This is a genomic window from Methanobacterium sp., from assembly GCA_039666455.1.
GTDB lineage: Archaea > Methanobacteriota > Methanobacteria > Methanobacteriales > Methanobacteriaceae > Methanobacterium_D.
In genome coordinates this window covers 95,326-114,267 of the sequence record JAVSLW010000027.1, presented here as the reverse complement: position 1 = coordinate 114,267, position 18,942 = coordinate 95,326, and the positions used below count along the sequence as shown (strand labels likewise).

At 30.3% G+C, this 18,942-nt stretch carries 18 protein-coding genes; 9 read left to right on the top strand and 9 right to left on the bottom strand.

What is annotated here, in order from left to right:
• Nucleotides 1–17: 17 nt before the first annotated feature.
• The 4 genes from PQ963_07535 to PQ963_07520 all read right to left on the bottom strand — a co-directional run bounded on the left by PQ963_07535 (nt 18) and on the right by PQ963_07520 (nt 7,475).
• Nucleotides 18–1,532: a hypothetical protein gene (locus PQ963_07535; GenBank protein ID MEN4029513.1), complete on the bottom strand. Its 1,515-nt coding sequence runs from the start codon at nt 1,530–1,532 to the stop codon at nt 18–20.
• A complete protein-coding gene (locus PQ963_07530) occupies nt 1,522–3,966 on the bottom strand; it encodes an AAA family ATPase (protein MEN4029512.1) in 2,445 nt (814 codons plus the stop codon). The genes PQ963_07535 and PQ963_07530 overlap by 11 nt, the downstream gene beginning before the upstream one ends.
• Nucleotides 3,967–4,843: 877 nt before the next feature.
• A complete protein-coding gene (locus PQ963_07525; protein MEN4029511.1) occupies nt 4,844–7,297 on the bottom strand; it encodes an AAA family ATPase in 2,454 nt (817 codons plus the stop codon).
• The gene (locus PQ963_07520) at nt 7,284–7,475 is read right to left on the bottom strand and encodes a hypothetical protein (protein MEN4029510.1); all 192 of its coding nucleotides are present in this window, start codon (nt 7,473–7,475) and stop codon (nt 7,284–7,286) included. Before PQ963_07520 ends, PQ963_07525 begins: the two co-directional genes overlap by 14 nt.
• 118 nt (nt 7,476–7,593) lie before the next feature.
• Here PQ963_07520 and PQ963_07515 point away from each other — a divergent pair, with 118 nt between their 5' ends.
• Together PQ963_07515 and PQ963_07510 are read left to right on the top strand one after the other, a co-directional pair.
• Nucleotides 7,594–7,794, top strand: coding sequence for a hypothetical protein (locus PQ963_07515; protein ID MEN4029509.1), 201 nt, complete (start codon nt 7,594–7,596; stop codon nt 7,792–7,794).
• Nucleotides 7,795–7,857: 63 nt separating this feature from the next.
• Nucleotides 7,858–7,992, top strand: coding sequence for a hypothetical protein (locus tag PQ963_07510; GenBank protein MEN4029508.1), 135 nt, complete (start codon nt 7,858–7,860; stop codon nt 7,990–7,992).
• 19 nt (nt 7,993–8,011) lie between these two features.
• On the opposite strand, the gene PQ963_07505 is transcribed toward PQ963_07510, so the two are convergent.
• Complete coding sequence (locus PQ963_07505; protein MEN4029507.1) at nt 8,012–8,950, bottom strand: ADP-ribosylglycohydrolase family protein; 939 nt, start codon at nt 8,948–8,950, stop codon at nt 8,012–8,014.
• Between the two features lie 225 nt (nt 8,951–9,175).
• On the opposite strand from PQ963_07505, the gene PQ963_07500 reads away from it, so the two are divergent.
• Nucleotides 9,176–9,355, top strand: coding sequence for a hypothetical protein (locus PQ963_07500; protein MEN4029506.1), 180 nt, complete (start codon nt 9,176–9,178; stop codon nt 9,353–9,355).
• A gap of 124 nt (nt 9,356–9,479) precedes the next feature.
• Here the strand turns inward: PQ963_07500 and PQ963_07495 are convergent, their stop codons facing one another.
• From PQ963_07495 to PQ963_07485, 3 genes are read right to left on the bottom strand one after another with little or no spacing between them, the layout of a single operon-like run.
• Entirely contained in the window at nt 9,480–9,758 is a 279-nt protein-coding gene (locus PQ963_07495; GenBank protein ID MEN4029505.1) for a DUF86 domain-containing protein, read from the bottom strand.
• Nucleotides 9,739–9,873 carry a hypothetical protein gene (locus PQ963_07490; protein ID MEN4029504.1) on the bottom strand — a complete coding sequence of 45 codons (135 nt, stop codon included), beginning with the start codon at nt 9,871–9,873 and terminating at the stop codon, nt 9,739–9,741. Before PQ963_07490 ends, PQ963_07495 begins: the two co-directional genes overlap by 20 nt.
• Entirely contained in the window at nt 9,870–10,175 is a 306-nt protein-coding gene (locus PQ963_07485) for a nucleotidyltransferase family protein (GenBank protein MEN4029503.1), read from the bottom strand. The genes PQ963_07490 and PQ963_07485 overlap by 4 nt, the downstream gene beginning before the upstream one ends.
• 182 nt (nt 10,176–10,357) lie before the next feature.
• Here PQ963_07485 and PQ963_07480 point away from each other — a divergent pair, with 182 nt between their 5' ends.
• The 3 genes from PQ963_07480 (at nt 10,358) to PQ963_07470 (ending at nt 12,583) form a co-directional block, all read left to right on the top strand.
• Entirely contained in the window at nt 10,358–10,621 is a 264-nt protein-coding gene (locus tag PQ963_07480; GenBank protein MEN4029502.1) for a hypothetical protein, read from the top strand.
• Between the two features lie 403 nt (nt 10,622–11,024).
• Nucleotides 11,025–11,981, top strand: coding sequence for a hypothetical protein (locus PQ963_07475; GenBank protein MEN4029501.1), 957 nt, complete (start codon nt 11,025–11,027; stop codon nt 11,979–11,981).
• Nucleotides 11,982–12,019: 38 nt separating this feature from the next.
• A complete protein-coding gene (locus PQ963_07470) occupies nt 12,020–12,583 on the top strand; it encodes a hypothetical protein (GenBank protein ID MEN4029500.1) in 564 nt (187 codons plus the stop codon).
• Between the two features lie 34 nt (nt 12,584–12,617).
• Here PQ963_07470 and PQ963_07465 read toward each other — a convergent pair whose 3' ends face one another.
• A complete protein-coding gene (locus PQ963_07465) occupies nt 12,618–13,973 on the bottom strand; it encodes a hypothetical protein (GenBank protein ID MEN4029499.1) in 1,356 nt (451 codons plus the stop codon).
• Between the two features lie 165 nt (nt 13,974–14,138).
• On the opposite strand from PQ963_07465, the gene PQ963_07460 reads away from it, so the two are divergent.
• From PQ963_07460 to PQ963_07450, 3 genes are read left to right on the top strand one after another with little or no spacing between them, the layout of a single operon-like run.
• On the top strand, nt 14,139–14,930 hold the full coding sequence (locus PQ963_07460; protein MEN4029498.1) for a hypothetical protein: 792 nt from the start codon (nt 14,139–14,141) through the stop codon (nt 14,928–14,930).
• 10 nt (nt 14,931–14,940) lie between these two features.
• Nucleotides 14,941–16,170 carry a DUF2791 family P-loop domain-containing protein gene (locus PQ963_07455; protein MEN4029497.1) on the top strand — a complete coding sequence of 410 codons (1,230 nt, stop codon included), beginning with the start codon at nt 14,941–14,943 and terminating at the stop codon, nt 16,168–16,170.
• 22 nt (nt 16,171–16,192) lie between these two features.
• Nucleotides 16,193–18,325 (top strand): DEAD/DEAH box helicase, encoded by a 2,133-nt coding sequence (locus PQ963_07450; GenBank protein MEN4029496.1) that lies wholly within the window; start codon nt 16,193–16,195, stop codon nt 18,323–18,325.
• Nucleotides 18,326–18,942: the final 617 nt, after the last annotated feature.

Sequence of the window (18,942 nt, the reverse complement as noted above, 5' to 3'; positions counted from 1 at the left end):
TTAGTAATTGTAGATATTTATTCCTTTACTTCAAAAATCTTTTCGAAATTCTGATTAAACATATTTAACGATGTTATGTTAATACAGTTATCATTTTCAGTATATGGAGTTTTGGCAGAATCCATATTACCCGGATAAATTAATAATCCTTCAACTCCAAATCCTTCAAAAATAGGAGAACGTTTTAAATCTTCCACATAACTTAATACTTTATATAATGATTCTAATTTAGGTAAAGCACTTTTTCCTTTTTTCATAGTGAATTTTACATCCCCAATTAAAGTTTTTTTAAGATCTTTGCATTCAAAAATCACTGTAACATCTGGTTTAATTTTAGTATCTTTATCAGACAGATTTAATTCTCTAATTAAACCACCATAATATGTAGAATGATCTGCAGGGTCTAAATGCATTTCCCAAATAACTTTAGCTTTTGATTCACCTTTTACTAAATTCAGGGTCATTTTTGCAGAAATTAAATTAAATGAGCCGATTTCTACATTTTTAAGCATGAAGCCTTTATTTTGGAAAATCCCCCAAATTTTGGCGATTGTCCATATCTCATAAATAGTATAAAATTCAGTTAAAGGCATTTCAACTCCTTTTTCTATACGCAAAGCAGCGATTAAAGCTATATAAACAATAATATCCCTTACTATCTTGAATATTTTATAAGCATCCTTATAAAATGGATTATTTTGAGAAATTAGCCTGGATCTTATTTCTCCATCAACTAAAGTCTCTGTACTGAAAAAGGACCATAAATCATATTTATTAAGAAGTGAATTGCTTTTTTGGAAAATTTTATTAGTTCTCTTTTTTAAGAGTTCATTTTTAGGATCAAGTCTTTCCTCAACCATTTTTGATGCCTGCATCATAAAATAAGCTGATTGAAACATCATTTGATTTAAAGTAGTTTCATGAGTATGTCTCTTTTTATTATATAATTTATAAGGGGATGGATTGATTAAAGAAGTTAAAACTAATTGTGATCCACTATAATCCGTATTAATTTCAATTTCTTTATGCAAAGGACCACTATTATAAATGTTAAAAAGAGATTTCTCCAGTAAATTACAATTATATTCTAACAAATATACTAAAAAATCTGTTGATTTGGGAAAATCGTTTAATAATTGATAAGAAAAGCTATCTATAGATTTTATATCTTTTTTCATGTTCTTTATGACATAACTTAAAAAATAACTAATATCTTCAAAAATATCATTGGTTATGTAATTATAAACTTCTTCAGGAGTTTTCTGATGCTTAGAAAGTTTCCACGGAACAATTTTCATCCTTCTAATCACATTATTATTATATTCCACTATTAAATCCCCAAATTTATCATAAACTGGAATAAAAATAGTTTTAGAATTATCCCAAATCCCTAAAGATAATTTTTGTTTATCTAAAAGCTTTCGAGCATTAATGCCATTAATTTTTATCCTTTCTAAATCATCCAGATTGTTAAAGCTGAAAAGACGTCGGTTAAGCTCTTTATCATCATCCCAATAATATTCAGATTCCATTTATATCACTGGTACCGAAATTTAAGCTTTTCAATTTGTTTATTGAAACATTTAAATCGTATTTTTCTAAGATACCCAGTATATTGGAATAATTGAGATCATTTTCAAAGAATGGAACAATTAAGGATGAAACCGATAAATCTGCTGCGTTTTCACTGAAATAAGATGAAAATTGTAAAGAATCTTTAAGAATACCTATTCCTAATGGCTTAATGCTATTTAAATTTGCAAAAACATCTATTATTGTATTTACAGTATTAAAATCACCTTTATAATCACATGCATCTATAAATTCTTTCTTAAATTCATCAAAAGATGTTAATTTTTCAATTAAATCTTTTTCAGTGGTGATTTCAATGAATGTGAATCTTCTCTTTAAAGCATCGCCTAATTTGAAAAGAAAAGTCTTATCATAGACATTTAATGTGCCTATTATTCTGAAATCTGATAGTTTACTTCTTAAATCATTTATTTCCAATTCTTCATCTATTTCTTTTTTAAGAATTTCTTTTATTTGTTCTGCATCGCTAATTCTATGATCCCTTTCTAAATAAGTGAAAAATATTCCTAAAGCAGTGTCAATTTGAGTTCTGTTAATTTCATCCAATATCAGCACTTTACCCGACAATAAAGCATCTAAAAGAAATCTTCGCTCTTTAGAATAAACCAAATCTCCATTTCCATTGATTTGTGGAACTATTCTGCAAACTAAGTCATAATAATCAGTTCCTGAATGAACAGTGTATAATGAATAGGCATTTTTTCCAAGATATTCTTCACTAACGATTTTGGATAAAACAGTTTTTCCAGAGCCTGGAGGTCCATATAATATTACGTTTTTGCCTCGTCCAAGTTCTCCAAGCGCAACCTGCATTTCATGGCTGTAAATCCCTTTTAAGAATTTTAAGAATTCGTTTTCATTAACAACTTCTTTGTCAGAGGGGTAATTCTTTAACATCCATGCCTTAAATTTTTCCTGATCTTCTGCATAATTTCCTAAATCTTTGGAACATAGCCAGTGACAAAATTCATCAAATTTCTCAAAATTTAAATCTGGAATATAAGTAGTTAATGTTTTAAAAAGCTTTTTTAATTTCTCATTATTATCTATATATTCTACTAATTCCACAGATATGTTATCATCTTTTCCCAATAGTTTAGAGATAAAACGAAAAAAACTAACTGCTCTCCTATTAATAAAGAAAAATTCAGGGTTTAAATAATGTAATACTGGAGTTAACGTTCCAGTTCCAAAACCTTTTTTGTATGGTCCTGATTTAAAAGTAGTAATTAATTCCTTTTGTTGGCTTTTATCATCTGTCTCTATTAAATTTTGAATCAGATTATATACAGCCTCAGTTAAGCCTGGTAAATCCTTATCTTCGTATCCATATACTTTAATAGTCCCAACTGCCACTGGTGCAACTGCTGGCTCTTTAATTGGGAGTAAATGATTAATCGGGGGATCTTGAGTATTAAATTTAGCCTCTGGATCATTTCCTATAATTTCAAAGTATTTCTTTACTTTTTGGCGTTCAAGATCATATTTTTGAGATTGATTGATTCCTTCTTCAGAGTTATAAAAATTATTTTCAAATTCTTTATAAAGTGTTTTTATTATATCTGGATCTACGTTGCTATTTCCGGTTTCTAATTCTTTTTCAGCTTCTTCATCCCAATAAATAGTATTTCCCGAATAACCAGGATTTGAACCAGTTAAATGCATTGGAGTAACCCTACTACACATCCAGAATACAAAACCTTCATCACTACCTTTAGTTTCTCTTAAAGTTTCAAAAGGGAGGGAAGATTCTTTTACATGCTTTAAAAAATCACGATCGCAATCATCACACTCTGAATATTCATCTTGTTCACAGATAAATCCCTTTTCTGTTTCTTTATATTTCCACATTACTTTATTAGCACGACCACAAAGAGATGCATAAAATCTTAGTCTTTCTTTCTCCTTTAAAATATTCATAGCAGTTCTGATGGGATAAGTTTGTAAAGCCAATTTATAGAAGAATTTCTTGACCCCAATACCATAATTATAGGTGAATAACTCTTCTGGAGTTACAGCATTGACTAATTCATTCCCTAAATCTGTAAGTTCCAATTTATTTTTAAAAATTAATTTTAAAGTTCTTGCAGATCTAAGATTGTATCCGGGACTGTTGTTTTTAGTTGATCGCTGATAATACGCTCTCCAGTATAATTCATCTTTAACATTTTCCCTTAAAATTTCAAAAAGATTATTTTCTGAAGTATTGTCATTCTTAGAGATTAAATAACAAATATCTCGAACAATGTGTGCTCTACCCGCATTTAAATCATAATAACCAGCCGAAATTGTGCCCGTATCCTTCATTAGTTCTGCTTTCTTCTCATTTTCTAAATTTTCAATATCATTTTCTAATTCAGGATTTTTTTCCAAAATCAACGCTTTAAACCTTTCCCACTCTTTAGGTGGCACTTTAAAAAAGGAACCTATAAAATTCTTTCTTACAATGTTCCAATTTCCTAAAATTGGATCATCACGCATTTCTTGAATTTCTAAGGGATTTGGAATTTCTATCTTTTCATGGAGGTCAATTGCAATATCCCAGTCATCTCTAAAATATTTATCTTCATATGCATCGGAATTCGCTTTAAAAATATAAGCTATATTGCTGTGTGGTTTACCTCTGTAAATTAAAATTATGTCTCCTTTCTTTGATTTATTGGTGCTGCTTCTTTTGATTTCTGTGTTTTCCTCCAAATCCAGGTATTCTTGAATTTCTTTGGTAGTATAAATCCAGATCGTCATTCAAATCCCCCTTAAAGTTACCCTTTTCGACAGTTAAATATAGAGTGAAATAAACTTAAAAAATTATTTTTAATAGCCAAATCCCGAATTTGTTCCCTATTTAATCATTCAAACATATATTTAGCTGTTTTTTTAGATTCAATATACCAAAATGATTTTGAAACTAATCCTGCACTGTAATTCATTACACTCCCCAACTTGACTATTTTTCTTTATTATCTGATCACTAATTAACGCTTTTGATTTAAATGTTAGTTTCTACTATTAATATCCTTAAAAATCCAAATAATTGTTTTAAACTAATTTACAAATTTTAATTGCATTTTTTATTTTTTCATACAAATTACTTAATTCTAATAATTTATTCCTCTATATTCTACCAATAATATATAAATGTACATGTTTTCTATTCATTTATTAATGTTTATCATAAATCTAATACGTATTATTAAAATTTTTAACTAATTATCAAAAAATTAATTAGATTAGAATAATTGCTTATGAATTATTTTTTCCCAACCAAATTCCAATTAAACCCTCCACAATTACACCTAACCGCCTCAGCTTTATTTCCCTGCATAGAAACATGAATCATCCCATTACAACCATCACATTGAAAAACACGGAAAAGATCCTGAAAAGCCTCCACCACAGGTTCAAAATCCTTTAAATCGAAGTCCGCCCATTCATTATAGTGAACGTTAGCATTAACTGCCCACTGCTCAGCATTACTCCTTCTAAAAACATCTTTAGAATTTGTTTCTATTTCTTCTAATCTTGAAAGCTCTTCAAAGTTTTCCCATGATCTTGCAGCAGATTTTGATTTCTTTAAGAGCCTATTATATGCACCAAGTGCACCAGAAAGCAAATCACCAAGTTCATACTGACCGCTTTCCTTAAATTTTACGGGCGCCTGCAACGAATCACAGACCAATCGGAAAAACTCTTCAGATCCACGCCTGAGCTTTGCAGCCGCAGCAGAAACATCATTGCGCATTAAATCATCTTCAATCTTATCCCAGATATCAAAACCAGTGCCCAAAGCCGGTCCAGATTCCAGCGTCCAGTTAAAAAGCTCAATCATGCCTTTGTTGGTTACAACACCTTCTGATCTAAGCTGGCGTGCCCAGGTCTTATCATGAGTTGTAATGAAAAATTGCCTTCCTTTAAATGAATTGGCCAGTAATTTGCATATTTTTCTACGATGCCCGTTATCAACAGACATCATCACATCATCTAAAATAATTAAATCAATCAAGCCTTCAGTTATACTTTCAGCCAGTGCCAGATAAAGGCATATTCCCATGGTGTCCTGATGACCCTCACTGTGCAGTGCATGCGGCGGATGAATACCTTTACCGTGGAAATCAACTTTGAAGTCCAGTCCAGATTTTTTAGGAAAAATCATAGCTTTAAATTCACTCTCATCTTCGCCATGCATTCCAATATAAAGCTCTTCAAATCTATCTACAATTCCATTATACAGTTTACCTAAAACTGATTCCATTGATTCCTCATAGGATTTGACCAGTATTTCGGATTTTTTATAAGCCAATGAGGCATTTTTGAGATTAATTTCAGCTTCTTCGTAAACTTTGAGGTTTTCTTCAAGTCGAATTAATGTTTCCCAGGCTGTTTGTTCAGGAGTTGACTCTGGAGTCCTTGATTTTGCAAAATCAAGAATTTCATCTAAAATTTTTTCAATATCAGGAGGTGAGTGCAAATTTTGAACTGTTTCTTGGCCAAATCGTTCATCTGGATAATTTTCCAATGCATTTTCCAAAATTGTTGAAAGTTCTTCTAAATCCCCTAACCATGATTCAGGTTCCAAATACTTATCCTTTATTTCCAGAGTTTCCAAGACATCTAAAATTTTTTCAATACTGGACATTAAACTCTTTATTTGCATGTTTATTGAATTGGATAACTTTGAAATATCATCAAGTATTTTAGATGCTTCTTTTAAATCAGCTAACTGCTTTTGGAGGTTTTCTTTTAAATCCCCTGGATTCCAATCAGTTCCACATAAAGGGCAGTTTCCATCTTCATCAATTAAAACAAGCCCTAATTCTGTGAGTCTTTTTAGTTCTGTGGCTTTTTTAAGCTTAGGATCAGAACTAATTTTAAGTATCAAATCCCTTAATTTTCCATTTGTTATTGAAATTGTTTCTTTATTTTCTTTTGAAATCAATTGCTGGATATTTTGGATATCTGATTCTAAAAGGGCTGTGTTAACTGAAATAGCTGAACCTGCAATTGGATTAATATCTTCCTTTAAAAGAGAAGATTTAATCTCAAAAATAGGTTCTCCACTTAAAATTTGGCGATTTTCATTGATTATTTGGAGCAATTTTTCCTTATCAAAGTTTGTTTCTCCGATTGTGGCCATTATACTTGCTTCAGCATTAACTTTAGAATTTTCAGATGATTTTAATTCTTCATTCAGTCTATTTCTAACATTACTCAGTTTTTTTCTTATTTGCTCAACTTCTGTAATCTTAAGGAGCTTCTGGATCTGCTGTGATCTTGTGCTGGCCTCAGCAGTTACATAGTTCAGGATTTCTCTTCTGGTTAAAACATGCTGGCCCCGATCAGCCATTTCTAAAATAGGTGTAATTCTGGATTTAACTTTCGCGTCACAAATAAGAGTTTTTGGTTTACTCATGGAACGTTTAATTTCAACTGGTTCTGCAAATCCCTGTATTTCAAATACTCCTCGAACACAAACGTCTTCAGGCTTTGAATTTATATGAGGACCATGTTCTTTAAGCTTAATATCTTTAGTACCTGCACCAGTCATTCTTGAGATTTGACCAGTAAGTAGAAAATCAAGTGCATCTACAATTGCACTTTTTCCAGAACCATTTGGTCCAAAAATTAAAAAATTATTTCCATTGGGCTTTAAAATTAGATGTGGAATTCCGCGCAAGTTATCTATTTCTAATTCAATTAATTTCATCCTGGCACCTGAAAGCTTCAATAACCTTCGTCACATTTTTTAAATCACCATTTTTGGCTATTTCTTTGATATTTGTAAACGTGATGGCGTCAAATTCCTCTTGTTTTTCAATTTTTTCGAGCATTTCATCTATAATTTGTTCAACAAGAGATTTTAAGCCTGTTATTTCATCTTCCATAGGTAACGCCAGATTTATTCAGTTAAATCTTAATAATAAATTATTGTAAGCGTAGTAATACATTTAATATGTTTGCTTTTTACTATTTTTTGTATTATAATGCTTCCTTAATAATATTATGGGTTACTGCATTGAATCAATCATAAAGCTCAGCGAAAGACAAATATTGCTTTTAAATCTTATGAAAAGGGTTGGTGCCGCACTGCTTGAATCCGGCGTTTACATATCTGCCAAAGTCATCTCTAAAAAAGAATATGAAACTCTAAAAGATACTCATTTTATCTCAACTATTAAAAAAGAAGGTGTAGTGCTTGGATGAAGCTGAAATTCTAATAGGAATGTCATATGAAAAACTTAAAGCTTAAAAAAGGAACTCTTTGATTTGTTTACAAGAGCTCAAGAAGATCGTGAAGAAGCTGATTATGGTTTATTCCAAAAATTGAATGAAGAAGAAGCAAGAATCATAATTGATGGTGCTGAATTATTTTTAGAAGAATGCAAATCTATTTTATTATGATTTTTTCAAATTCTTTATTTTATACTGAATTTCTACTAATTTCATATAATTCCTCAGCAAAAGAATCGATCAAATCAAATTCCGCCAATCCATCACGCCATTTCCCCAGAATCCCGCTCTCACCATAATAAGCCCCCGCAATATACCCATAAATAGCCCCGGTAGTATCAGCATCTTCACCCAAATTAACAGCCAGCAAGCAGCCTTCTTCAAAATCTTTACCTTTATAAAAAGCCCAGAGAGCCGCTTCTAAACTTTTAACCACATATCCTCTTCCACGAATCTCTGGAGGCTCTCTATCTTTAAATGAACCTGAAGCCACTTCATCAATCTCTGGATCTAATGGATTTTCATCAAAATAGCCTTCAACTGGAGAATATCTCTTTGAAAGCAGTTCTTCCTTTGAAACCCCATTAACTGCTCCACAGATTATTCCACCCATGTATTTACAGGCATCGATTACCTTCTGGTGTCCATGGGTTGTTCTTGAGCTGTCGCCGGATTTTTCAATTGCTTTTATCGGATCCCGATAATAAAACATTGGGACTGGAGCTAATCGCATTAATGATCCGTTACCACATGAATATTCATCTTTTTGGCCACAATAATGTTTACCAGTTTCTTCAAATTTATGTATAGCTTCTCTGGTTGTGTTTCCAATATCAAAGCAACTCCCAGTGATGCTTAAATGTCCTTCGCGGTACCAGCGCCTGTATCTTTCTAACTGATCAGCTGGATCGAATTCTTTTTTCTCTATTAAGCTTTCAGCAAGACATAAAGTCAGTGATGTGTCATCGCTCCATTCTCCAGCTTCTAAACCATGAGGTCCCCCGCTTCTAAAATCAGTTACAGGTTCAAATGTCCCTGGATGCATAAATTCGATTGGAACGCCTAATGCATCACCCACTGCAAGTCCAATTAAACAGCCTCGGAATCTGTCTTTTAATGATTTGCTCATTTTATCCTCTTTAAATTTAGATCTGTTTTTTGCTTTCTAAATTCAAATTAATGATTTTGAATAATTTTCCTTTGATCCTATGTCCAATAAATGTCGTTATCTCATAGTTCATTCTTCCATTTCCCTCAATATGTTAAATCTTATATTTTTTCAATTTATTGCACGCCCCCAAAAAATCGAATAGCAGAAAACAAAGTTTTTGCACTCCAAAAATCCGCAGGATTTTTGAGAGATTTTTTGAGGGATATTCTTGTAGAGTTTGAAGAACCCACATTGCATGATTTCATGAGTTTGATTGATTATTTAGAGAACCTTTTCGGTAGAAAAGTTGATTTAGTTACGCAAAAATCTTTAAGTCCTTATTTACGGCCGTGTGTAGAAAAAGAAGTAATTTGGTGTGAATAGGGATCAAATCTTTTTAGAAACGTATTTAATGGATAAAATAAGGCGTATGAAAGTTTTATCGGCGTTTTAGAATGTAATATCTGATTTATTTTCTCCACAGCGAAAAACTGTTGAACTAGAGAAGTTATTCTTCAATATTCTCTTTCAAATTAACTATCTTACCTTTTAAATCAGGAATATCTCTTTTTACCACAATCCAGACTCTTTCCAGCTTAACACTAGAATATTGGTGTATGAGAATGTCTCTCATCCCTGCAATCTGTTTCCATGGTATTTCCACATATTTATCCTTTATTTCTTGTGGAATGTTCTTAACCGCCTCTCCTATGATCTCTAATCGCTCGAAAATTATTAATTTTCGGCGCAGCGAAAACAAGTTTTCGCTAGCTTCTAAAAACAGCATCCTGGATCAACGTATTCTTATAAAATTCGTCTTTTGTGACATTGTCTGTATATTCTTCTATTTTTAGAATACCTTCCAGTATATCTTCAATGTAAACTCTTGCATCTTTCTTCAAAGAATTGCCACCTGTTCCCTAAGTATTATGTTCTTTAAAAGAGGTTTAATTGCACTGTATTCCACCAGATCGACTTTTCTTCCCAGTTTTTCCTCAATTTCAAGTTTAAACTCAACAAAATCCAGTAGACTGATGTCTTTTTCAATTTCAACAAGAATATCAATATCACTGTCTTCTCGCAGCTCTCCTCGAACTATTGATCCAAATAATCCGGCTTTTTTAACCCCATAGTGCTTTAAAATAGGAAGTATTTTTCTTTTTACATCTTCAATTTCATATTGCACTTCTTTCTTTTCTTCCATGTTATCGTTTAATATTTTTTATAGTTATATCTATTAAAATTTTATGAATACAGAAAAAAGGACGGAAAATAACTCTACAGAATCAATAGCATCTAAACCCGTTATACAGGAATAGCCTCCCTTAAAACCTGCTCTCTAATCTCCTCTCGAACAGCGTCAATAGGGACCACATCAACTGGAATATGGATTCTATCAAGTCAGGGAATGTTGTTGTTACACTTAGAAAATACAAAATTAGTGATGAAATATTAAATACATTAAATGAAAGACAGCGTAAAGCCATTAATTATCTAATTGAATATGGTAAAATTACAAATAAAGAATATAGAGAACTTAATCCAGAAATTAGTTCAAATACGGCCTTAATTGATCTTAAGCAACTGGTTCAGAAAGGAATATTTACAGCGAAGGGTGAAACAAAATCCAGGTATTATACATTTTCCTGATTGTGGAATAAGTGGATAAATTGTGGATAAATTGTGGAATTAGTGGAATTAATTATAGGTAGAGAAATGTCTAACTTTTATCTAAATACATAAATGTCCCTTTATTGAAGCCTCTGCCCTTATTTATCTGGCTTTACAGACCTTTTTTAAGAATTCGTTTTATCATTTTATTAAAATTGATTAAAAGAAGCAGGAAATTGGAATCATAATAAAAATAGAATCACTACATTCATTATTTTTAAACATCATAAATTATGTTAACGATTAGGATTATCACAAATTTTATAAATGGCCTTTATTTAAAGTTAATAAAAGAAAAGAAAATTTTAAACCATTAATAAAATATACAATAGTATTACCTAATATATTGATTTTAATATCAAAAAGCATATGAGGTAATTGAATGGGATATGCAATAAATAATGATGACTTAACGGCCTATATTATCAATGAATCCCAAAATGTCTTTAGTAAAAAAGAACAAAGATATATTCAAACTACAAGGCTTAATAAACTAATTATACTTGTTTCAAAAGATTTAGAACAGAATGGTGTCATTATAGAAGATTTTGTGTGGGGATATTACAGGCATGGATTTTATTCAAGCACTGTAGAGGACTATTTAAAAACATCATTTGGTGCGGACTTTAATTTATCTCAATTAACACAGGAACAGGTTAATTTACCTGAAGAAGTAACACAAATGATAAATAATTGTCTTTTGAAGTTAAGCCAGTATTTTGTTAGGGATAGGAAAGCCTTTTTTGAATGGATTTATGGTGAAATAACTCCCAATGAATATCGTGACTTTTATTTAACCAATAGAGAATTAAATAATTGGTTTGAAGAAATTAAAGATGATCTAATGGGAGGAAACCTCCAAATGAACCTTTTTGGGAGAAAAGATCGTAATATTTCAGGTATTATATCAAACTATTATTTTTCATTAGAGCATATCGAAGATGAAGATATTTTAGAAATTTTCAGGAAATTTACAGACTTAATCGAATTTTTAAGCATAAAATTAAATAACAATCAAAGTATTTCCCAAATAACTATTAAAGTTGATAGTCTTTTCAGAATATACAAAGATATTTTCGCTATTTTAACTCCTTATATAGAAACTTTACACGGCGATAGAAAGTTAGTAGAACAGGAGAAAATAAAACACAAAAATAGGGTGCAATTTTACAAGAAAAAACTAAATAAAGATTTAGATGAACTTCACGAACAATTTGAGAGCGAGGGTTTAATTCCAACAATTAATGAATTGAACAAAGAACTTTTAACCTTAATAAAACAGTTACCTGCTGATTCACCCACCATTAGAGAGTTATATGAAGAAATTGAAGCCCGATGAAACTTCTAATCTAAAATAACATTAATTCAAGTGATGCAATGGAATGCGGATTTTTTTGTGACACTGGCGTGATTATAGGGCTTTGTGACATGAATGATCATCATCACAACTCCTGTAAATTCTTTTTTGATAAATATCCTGTAGAAACTCATCACTACTATACAATTGAAATCATTGAAAAAGAACTTAAAAACAAAAAGAGAAAATTAGAAATAAACGCTTTAAAAAATCATCCGCAAGCTAAAATATTGCATGTTTATGTAAGGAGAGTGCAACAGTGTATTGATATTCATTTAAAGAAGATGAAATCTTTTAATTTCAAGGACCATGGTGAAACCTCCATTAACCAGTTGAAAAATTTAATTGTATGCATACAGCCAATTATTGGAGTTGAAGCGATTAATCAGGTTAATGATATTGAAATTGTTGCAAATGGGATAGTATGGAGTTTAGTTAAAGATTATGACTCTCCCAGACTTATTACGGTCGATAACAAAGATTTAAGCAGGAATGAGTTAAAAATTATAGAAGAAAGTGAAAAAATGTTGAAAGAACACGTACCCCTTAAAATACTTTATTTACCGAATTATTTGAAACATTAAAAGAATTAAAATGCTCACATTCTCTTTTTAAACTTTAAGCCAGAGAAATCCCATAAGTCCCACAGAAACTTTTCAACCTATCATCTGATTTTAAAACATATTTGTTCTCATCTTCCATGTAATTTAAAATATCAAGCTCTAATAGAACCCAGATATAATTTTCAAAGGTTGAAAATGGTTCTTTAACTACATTTTTAAGCTCATCCTTTGAAAAAGGAATATTTAACTCTATATACTTACTCAGTTCTATTAGTCCATTTACCGCATTTCTTTTACGGGTACAGCTTTTACACCTTGTTGTATAACCTCTATCCTTTGATTTGGTCTTATAAAACTGAGATAGGGGCAATTTCTTACCACAATCTTCACAAAGAATATGGGTTTTTAATATTCCCTCCTCTTTATTAGAAAATTCTAATTTTACACCTCTAAAAGAGTTATTTATTTTATTTTCATTATTCAATGCAGAATATTTTTCCTTTAAATTGGAATGTTCAACTTTTAATTTATAATAAGCATTGTTTAATTCATTATACTTCGTTTTTAATTTAAAATTATCAGTTTTATCTTCTAATTCCTTTAATTCATGGTTCTCTTTTTCTATTTTCGAAAAACTTTCCTTTAATTCGTTAAAATCAGTATTTAGCTTAGAATTATCGTTTTCCAATTTAAAATTCTCTTTTTCTAATTTAGAAAACTTTTCATTTAATTTGAAATTTTTACTTAGTAACTCTTCATTATGTTTCTTTAAATCCTCTAATTCAGTATATGTATGGCTTAATTCTTTTTTATTATCTTCCAATCTTTTGTTTTGCTTTTTTAATCCATTTAATTCTTCATTTAATTTGGAATAATTATCATTTAAATTATTATATTCGAGTTTTATGGAATCATAAGACTCTTTTAATTTTAAATTCTCATTATTAATTTCTTTACTTTTAAATAATTCTTCACTCAATTCAGAGTTTTTTCTTTCTAATCTTGAATATTTGTCTTTAATTGAACTGATGCTATCCTTTAAACTGGAATTTTCTTCTTCAATCTCTTTATTAATTTCTTTTAATTTATCCTGAAATTCTTTTAATTTCAGATTTTCACTTTCAAAATCAAAATTAACTATTTTTAAGTTATGGTTTTCATTGGCCTGTTTAAGATAATCATCATTCAGTTGATTGTAAGTTTCCCTTAATTGTTCATTTTCCCTTTTAAGCTGTAGATTTTCTTTTTCTAATCCAGAATAATTTAAATCATAATATTTATCTACAAATGTATACAATGTTTCATAATGTTCTAATTTTCCACCACACTCACAACCTTCAAAATCCTCTGGTGATTCCCCTTTCTGCAACTTATAATAACCGTTGCAATTATTACATACTAAATAACTCATTTACATCATCTAATTTTTTGATAGTTTTACAATAATTTATTAGTTTCTATAAAGATCATAAAGAAAAAGTTTATTAATGAAATCCATTGAGATATTTCTATTCATTACCATATTTATTTCCAGCTTATAGACTCTTATTAAAAAAGTAAGTGTTCCACTTTAAAAATGGATGGTGGGGTTCCTATTAAGCAGCGAAAATTAATGGAAGCTGAAGAAAGTTCGAAATACTGGATTTACAGGATAGATGAGAAATATTTAGGTAATATAAGCAAGAATAAGATTTTAGGCGCCAAAAGTCCCAGAGCAAAAACCATAAGATCAGTTAAATCAAGTGATAAAATATTATTTTTTATGCCCCTTTTAGTTGGAAAAACACGATTACTTTCTTTTATTGGTTATGGATTAGTAGAAAACTCATTTGATGATGATAATTCTCTTTTAGGATTTGATAAATCCAAAAGAAAGATTAAATTAAAAGGAATAAAGTATTTCACCCAACCACTACCTGCAAAAAATGTTGCAAGTGACCTTAAATTCATAAAAAACAAAAAAAATTCATCTGGCTATTTTAAATCGGAGTTTAGAGAAATTTCAGAAGAAGATTTTAATTTTATAATCAAAAGAATGAATTCCAGTAAAACTTTTCCTGGCTATTTTGAAAAAATGTCATTTACAATGGATGAATTTTTAAATAATTCAATTAAAGGCCTGTATGAATTAATTAAAAACACGGAAGCGTCCAATCAAATCGAAATAAAGAGATTTATTAAGCTTTTACATAAATTAGTCAACTCGTATGGTATTTCTAAAAGTTATGAAGATATTGAGGAATATTACGCTGAAAATATCTGGAAATTGGGCTTTGAACACAGCCCTTCAAGAAATCCGGATAATTTAGTCAAATTATATGGCCCAAGAGGTAATTCACATAGATTTGGATATATAAAATTAGGTTAGGGGTATCAAATTGGACTATGAAGACATTATTCAGGCTTTAAAGGAAGGAAATGTACCACCAAAGGGAACTTCCCAAATATGCGTTGGAAGAGAACTGGAAATTCAAGAAATCAAACGTTTATTTGAAAAAATAGAAAATGGCAAAGCTGCAACAAAATTTCTTGAAGGTGATTATGGTGGAGGTAAATCATTTTTACTCAAAGTAATCGAAGAGATGGCCTTTAATGAGAACTTTGTAGTATCTAAAATAACCATAACCAGAGATATTCCCTTCAATAGATTTGAAGAAGTATATAAAAACATAGTTAAGACTTTAAAATGTAAAACAGGGACGTCACTGGAACATATTATCGAAAGATGGCTTACTGGACTTAAAATGGTTGCAATGGAAGAAACAATGGATCCATTAAGACAAAACAGCATTGTACGTGAAAATATGACTCAAGATCTGGAAGCAGCGCGAAAATATGCTAATTCCTTTGCAATTGCTATAGAAAACTATAATAGTGCTGCATCTTCAGGGGATACTGAAACTGCCCATTATGCGCAAGCATGGCTAAGAGGAGATTCCAATATTCCATTTACAATGAAAAGGAAATTTGGAGTTAAAGGTGATGTAACCAAAGAAAATGCATTCACATTTTTAGAGGCATTATCTGCTTTTTTGAAATCTTTAGGATACAGTGGACTTGTAATTTTAATAGATGAGGTTGAATACATTAGATCTCTACATACAACGAAGTTAAGAGACAGTGCATACGATTATATCCGTTATATATATGATGAATGTAATTTAGGGAATTTTGAAAGCACGCTCTTTGTTTTTGCAGGTACAAGTGAATTCTTTGAAGATTCAAAGAAAGGAATCCCATCCTATCAAGCATTATATGACCGGATAAAGGATGCTTTGGATACAGATCATAAAGACTTAAGAAAGCCCATAATGAGGCTTGAAGGACTTAAAAAAGAAGAATTAAAAGAATTAGGGGCTAAAATAGTAGAGATGCATGCAGAAGTCTATGATTGGGACGCTAATTCTAAAATTGATTCCCTCATTGATGAAATAGTGGATATACATGAAAATAATGCCCTTTTAACTGGAGGTAAAACAACCCCCAGAGAATTTGTAAGGACCTTTTTAAGCGTTTTAGATACTGTTCAGCAAAATCCGGGCGAATTGAATTCAGAAGATTCCATTTTAAAGCTATTTGAAGAAAGAGAAATAGAAGAAGAGTGGTAAAATAACCCATGTTTTCAATACATTGGATTCCAGGCTACAGAGATTTATAGTCAATCGCCTGAAATGGAAGGATTTAACTCCTATCCAAAAAGCCACTATACCTCACTTTAGAGAACAAAAAGACATTCTGGTTATTGCTCCAACTGCTTCAGGCAAAACTGAATCTGTTTTCATCCCTATTTTTGATGATATTCTCAAAAATAGCCTAAAACCTATGAGCGTGCTTTATGTATCTCCCCTTAAAGCTCTTATTAATGATATGCATCAAAGAATTGAATTTTGGTCAGATCAATTTGATCTTAGCGTGATGAAATGGCATGGTGACGTTCCTTCATCAAATAAGGCATCGTTCATTAAAAAACCTGCAGATATCCTTTTAATAACTCCTGAATCATTAGAAGTTATTTTAATGAATAAATCAAATGACACAAAAAATGCTATTTTTAAAAATTTAAAGTATGTAATAGTAGATGAAATCCACTATTTTGCAGATTCAGATAGAGGAATACAGCTTAATTCCATTGTAAACAGTAGAATTAAAGAATATTCTAATAATAATATTTCTAAGATCGGATTATCAGCCACAGTTGGCAATCCAGAAACCGTTTTAAATTGGTTGACATTCAACGAAAATGCAGAAATTGTAACCGATAAAAGTGAAAGGAAATTTCAATATAAAGTGATTTATGGGGATGATCCTAAAATATATCAAGTAATAAGCAAGTATTTAGATAAAAAGATATTATTTTTCGTGCATTCCCGCAAAGAAGCTGAAAAATACCATAATTTATTTAAAAAACATTTGAAAATCAAAAATATTTTCATTCATCACTCTTCAATTCATAAGGATTCAAGGGAAGAGAGTGAAGAAAAATTTAAACAATTTAAAAATGGTTTAATGATAAGTACCAGTACTTTAGAGCTTGGAATTGATATAGGAAATATAGATATTGTTTTGCAGAAAAATCCGCCTTCAAATGTTAGTTCTTTTCTACAAAAGGTTGGAAGAAGCGGTAGAAGATCCAAAGTCCAAAGGACAATAATTCTTTGTGACGATGAGAAGGAAGTCATTAAATCCCTTGCTGAAATCTCTTTAGCTGGAGAAAAAAAGTTAGAGAATATTAAAATTCCCGAAAAGCCAAAGGACATCTATTTTCATCAAATATTAAGTACAATTTTTGAATATGGGAGAATAAAGAAAAAAAATCTCTTTTTTATTCTTAAAAATTCCTATGTATTTTCTAATATCCAAAAAGAGGAATATAAGGATTTTATAAAAGATTTGGTTGAAAAAGAGTTTATAGAGGAAAAGGGTCCTTATCTTAGCCTTGGTTATAATTTTGAAAAAGAATTTGGAAAACGAAATTTTTTAGAGTTTTACAGTGTATTTTGGCCCAGCTATGAATTTACAGTTCAAGAAGGGCTTAGAACCATTGGCAGCCTGGATTCTTTCTTTGTTGTTAATTTCTTGAAAGAAGGCTCTAATTTTGTTTTATGTGGAGAAGTCTGGGCAGTGGATAAAATTGATCATGATAAATTCAGACTGAAAGTTAAAAAAACAAAAAAAGGAAATGTCCCGGACTGGTATACTGAAGGAGGAGTCATGGATTATTTATTAACCAGAAAAATCTATGATGTTTTGCTTTCAAATTATGATAAAGAGATTTTAAAAGATTTTGATGAGTTCAGTCGGGATATAGTTAAAAAACTTGAAAATAAAGCCATGAAATCAGGTTTTAAAAAAGGTACTATGCCTGTTGAATTTTCTCTAACCGAGAGCAAAGTTTTTATCTATACTTTTGCAGGCCATAAAGTTAATGCTTTAATATCCTCAATTTTCAAGATTTATCATGATATATACTTTATTCGAGATACTCCCTATTATACTTCCTTTAAATTCAAAAAAAGCTTAAAAATGAGTGATATTGAACATATAGCTATTAATATTAAAGATATTTTAGGTGAAAAAGAATTAGAAAAATTTATGCTTGATAAAACAGAAAAATTTGTGAAAAACAAATTTATTAAATATTTACCTGAAAAAGATCAAGCAGAGTTAAAAATGCAGATTTTGTTTAATAAAGAAGATACTATCCATCTTTTCGAGAATAATTCTTTAAAATTGATTAGTTCCTCTGATTTTAATAAATGGTAGGAACATTTTAGTAAAAACTACTTTTTTGAAACAACAATATATTCTTATTAAATTCTTTAAATTCATATACAAGGTATGTTATCTATGGAGAGCATACAAAAGTTTCTTTTTCTGCTTTAGCTAAATTTCCTCTGATTTCTCCTAAATTGCTTCTTTAATTGGGCTTAGTTATAATAAAATCAGATTTATTTACAGATCGTTCATATCTAATTTCAATTTTTTTCGATCATTTCATCTACAATTTGGTCAACAAGAGAGTTTAAAGGAGTTATATTTTCTTCCATAGCTAGTGCCAGATTCATTTTATCTAAACTTAATAATAAATTCGTATAACTGTATTAATTCCTTATATATTTTGGCTTTTTACTATTTTTGGTATTATAATGCTTACTTAATAATATTAGGGTTTGCTATATGGAATATATTCGATTTTGGTATGGAAAAGCCGATCTTGAAAAGTCTTAACCAAAAGATTTATAAAGGATCAAAATCAATTTCCTTATATCGGAAGTAGGTTACCGATATCCGAGGGAGGGAGATAATCTGAAGGCGAGCTAAGCAGGTATTAAACTTAAACAAAATTTCAAAACATCTATTAAACTTTGATTAAAGCTTTT

Excerpts from the sequence above, each read along its gene's own strand:
- PQ963_07535 (MEN4029513.1), bottom strand. The coding sequence starts at position 1,532 with ATGGAATCTGAATATTATTGGGATGATGATAAAGAGCTTAACCGACGT.
- PQ963_07525 (MEN4029511.1), bottom strand. The coding sequence starts at position 7,297 with ATGAAATTAATTGAATTAGAAATAGATAACTTGCGCGGAATTCCACAT.
- PQ963_07520 (MEN4029510.1), bottom strand. The coding sequence starts at position 7,475 with ATGGAAGATGAAATAACAGGCTTAAAATCTCTTGTTGAACAAATTATA.
- PQ963_07515 (MEN4029509.1), top strand. The coding sequence starts at position 7,594 with ATGGGTTACTGCATTGAATCAATCATAAAGCTCAGCGAAAGACAAATA.
- PQ963_07505 (MEN4029507.1), bottom strand. The coding sequence starts at position 8,950 with ATGAGCAAATCATTAAAAGACAGATTCCGAGGCTGTTTAATTGGACTT.
- PQ963_07495 (MEN4029505.1), bottom strand. The coding sequence starts at position 9,758 with ATGCTGTTTTTAGAAGCTAGCGAAAACTTGTTTTCGCTGCGCCGAAAA.
- PQ963_07485 (MEN4029503.1), bottom strand. The coding sequence starts at position 10,175 with ATGGAAGAAAAGAAAGAAGTGCAATATGAAATTGAAGATGTAAAAAGA.
- PQ963_07480 (MEN4029502.1), top strand. The coding sequence starts at position 10,358 with ATGGATTCTATCAAGTCAGGGAATGTTGTTGTTACACTTAGAAAATAC.
- PQ963_07475 (MEN4029501.1), top strand. The coding sequence starts at position 11,025 with ATGGGATATGCAATAAATAATGATGACTTAACGGCCTATATTATCAAT.
- PQ963_07470 (MEN4029500.1), top strand. The coding sequence starts at position 12,020 with ATGGAATGCGGATTTTTTTGTGACACTGGCGTGATTATAGGGCTTTGT.
- PQ963_07465 (MEN4029499.1), bottom strand. The coding sequence starts at position 13,973 with ATGAGTTATTTAGTATGTAATAATTGCAACGGTTATTATAAGTTGCAG.
- PQ963_07460 (MEN4029498.1), top strand. The coding sequence starts at position 14,139 with ATGGATGGTGGGGTTCCTATTAAGCAGCGAAAATTAATGGAAGCTGAA.